2 protein-coding genes are annotated in these 2,777 nt (G+C 68.6%); one reads left to right on the top strand and one right to left on the bottom strand.

Annotated features, from left to right (window positions below):
- Positions 1-202: 202 nt before the first annotated feature.
- Positions 203-1,177, top strand: coding sequence for a helix-turn-helix transcriptional regulator (locus D7X74_RS41010; RefSeq protein WP_370450864.1), 975 nt, complete (start codon positions 203-205; stop codon positions 1,175-1,177).
- On the opposite strand, the gene lpdA is transcribed toward D7X74_RS41010, so the two are convergent.
- Positions 1,174-2,571, bottom strand: coding sequence for a dihydrolipoyl dehydrogenase (lpdA, locus tag D7X74_RS41015; protein WP_120538350.1), 1,398 nt, complete (start codon positions 2,569-2,571; stop codon positions 1,174-1,176). The genes D7X74_RS41010 and lpdA overlap by 4 nt on opposite strands.
- Positions 2,572-2,777 lie beyond the last annotated feature (206 nt).

Below are 2,777 nucleotides of genomic sequence, written 5' to 3' on the forward strand. Positions count from 1 at the left end.
TCGCGATTCCCCGCCCCGCGCCCCGCGTCGCTCCAGCAACCAGGGCAATCCGTCCTTCGAGTGGCTTCATGGTGGTCCTCCCTTTCAGCCTCCACCCTGCACGCCCAATCCTGACATCCCCTGTCATGATTGCCGGGCGAAGCTGCGAAGCCCCGTTGATGGAGGACACCCCCTGCGCGCCGACCGACTCGTGCACCTGCTCATGCGTCTGCAGTCCCGCCCCCGGAGCACCGTGGGCGAGCTGGCCCGCGAACTCCAGGTCTCCAGCCGCACCGTGCACCGCGACCTGGACGCCCTGTCCACCGCGGGCATCCCCGTGTACGCCACGCGAGGCGCTTCAGGCGGCGTGGCCCTGATGGAGGGCTGGCGCACGCAGCTCACCGGCCTCACCCGCCCGGAGCTGCAGGCCCTGGCCACCGTGGGAGCCCCAGGCGCCCTGGACGACCTGGGCCTGTCCGCGCCCCTGCGCACGGGGATGGTGAAGCTGGCCGCGGCGCTCCCCGCCCTCCAGCAGCCCGCGCTGGAGCACGCACGCCAACGCCTCCACGTGGACGCGTCCGGGTGGTTCACCGGCCGCGAGCCCGTCCCGCACCTGGGCACGCTGCGCGACGCCGCCTGGCAGGACCGCCGCGTGTCGCTGAGCTACCAGGACTTCGACGGCGCCAGCTCCCGCCGCGTGGTGGAGCCATACGGGCTCGTCATCAAGGCGGACCGCTGGTACCTGGTCGCTGGGACGGACAAGGGCCCGCGCGTCTTCCGGGGCGCGCGCATTGGGAGCGTGCGGTTGCATCCCAAGGGCTTCACCCGCCCTGCCCGGTTCGACCTGCCCGCGTTCTGGAAGGACTGGTGCGCGAAGTTCGCCGCGGAGCGCCCCCGCTACGACGTCACGCTGCGCTTCACGGCGGAAGGGGAAGCGGCGCTGAAGAAGATGCGTCCCCCGGCCGACGGAGAGCGCCTGACGGCGGCGCCCGCGGCACGCGGTGGGAAGCGCAAGGCGACGTTGGATTTCGAGCGGGATTCCATCGCGGTCTCCCAGCTGTGCGAACTCGGGGCGGGCGTGGAGGTGCTCGCCCCGGAGTCGCTGCGACAACGACTGGCCGCCCTCGCGGCCTCACTCCAGGCGCTCTACGGCGGCCCCGGAAAAAACCCGGGCCGCCGTGCGCGCCGCACCCGCTAGAAGTGCAGCGGGTGGCCCAGCGTGGCCTCGGCGCCCTCGTGCATGATCTCCGAGAGCGTCGGGTGGGCGTGGATGGTGTGCGCCAGCTCCTCGGTGGTGATCTCCAGCTTCATGGCGACGCAGGCCTCGGCGAGCAGCTCCGTGGCGTGCGGCCCGATGATGTGGATGCCCAGCACCTCGTCGTACTTGCGGTCCGAGACGATCTTGATCATGCCGATCGACTCGTTGGAGATGGCCGACTTCGTCACGGCGCCGAAGGGGGCGATGCCCACCTTCACGTCGTAGCCGCGCTCCTTGGCCTTCTTCTCCGTGAGGCCCACCGACGCGACCTCCGGGTAGCAGTAGGTGGCGGACGGGGTGAGGTCGTAGTTGATGGGCGCGGGGTTCTTCCCGGCGATGTGCTCCACCACCATCACGCACTCGGCGCTGGCCATGTGCGCCAGCATCGGCGTGGGGATGACGTCGCCGATGGCGTAGACGTTGGGCTCGCTGGTGCGGCACTGCGCGTCGACCTTGATGAAGCCGCGGTCGGTCTGCACGGCCGTCTTGTTGAGGCCCACGTCCTCGGTGACGGGCGAGCGGCCCACCGCCGACAGGAGGATTTCGGCCTCCAGCGTCTTGGTCTCCGAGCCCACGGTCATGGTGACCTTCACGCCGTCCGCCGTGTGCTCCACCTTCTCCACCTTGGCGCCGGTGTGCACGTCGATGCCGCGGCGGCGGAAGATCTTGTCCAGCTCCTTGGACACGTCCGCGTCTTCGATCGGCAGCAGCGCCGGCATGTACTCCACGATGGCCGTCTTGCTGCCCACGTGGTTGAACACGGAGGCGAACTCGCAGCCCACCGCGCCCGCGCCCAGGACGATGATGCTCTTGGGGATGCGGTCGATGGTCAGGATGGAGTCACTGTTCATCACCCGCTTGTGGTCCACCTGCACGTTCGGCAGGGACTTGGGCACGGAGCCCGTGGCGACGATGATGTTCTTGGTCTCCAGCGTCTGCTTGGAGCCGTCCTCCGCCGTCACCTCCACCTTGCCCTTCCCGCTGATGCGACCATGGCCCTTCACGACCGTGATCTTGTTCTTCTTCATCAGGAAGTCGATGCCGTTGGCACCCTTGGTGACGACCTTGTCCTTGTGCTTCTGGGCGTTGGCCCAGTTGACGGTGGGGTTGGCCGTGTCGATGCCGAAGTCCGCCGCTTCCTTGATGTGGTGGAAGAGCGACGCGGTCCACAAGAGCGACTTGGTCGGGATGCAGCCGCGATGCAGACAGGTGCCGCCCAGGCGCTTGTCCTTCTCGATGATGGCCGTCTTCAGCCCGAGCTGGGCCGCGCGGATGGCGCCCACATAGCCGCCAGGACCCGAGCCGATGATCACCACGTCGAAAGTCTCAGCCACGCACGCCTCCGTCATTAATTTCGGATGGAACTCGCGGGCGCTGATAACCCCCGGTCCCGGTTGGAATCAAGGAGTTTGCTCGTGCGCCGCTTCCCACTTCATCGGCTCCTGTTGATGGTAGTAGCGCTGCTGGCCTTCGGGCGCCTGTATTACGTGACCCACCGCGCCACGCCCGCCCCGGCCCCCCGGAAGGGACCGGCCACGAC

It is taken from the genome of Corallococcus sp. CA047B, from assembly GCF_003612065.1.
Classification (GTDB): Bacteria; Myxococcota; Myxococcia; order Myxococcales; family Myxococcaceae; genus Corallococcus; species Corallococcus praedator.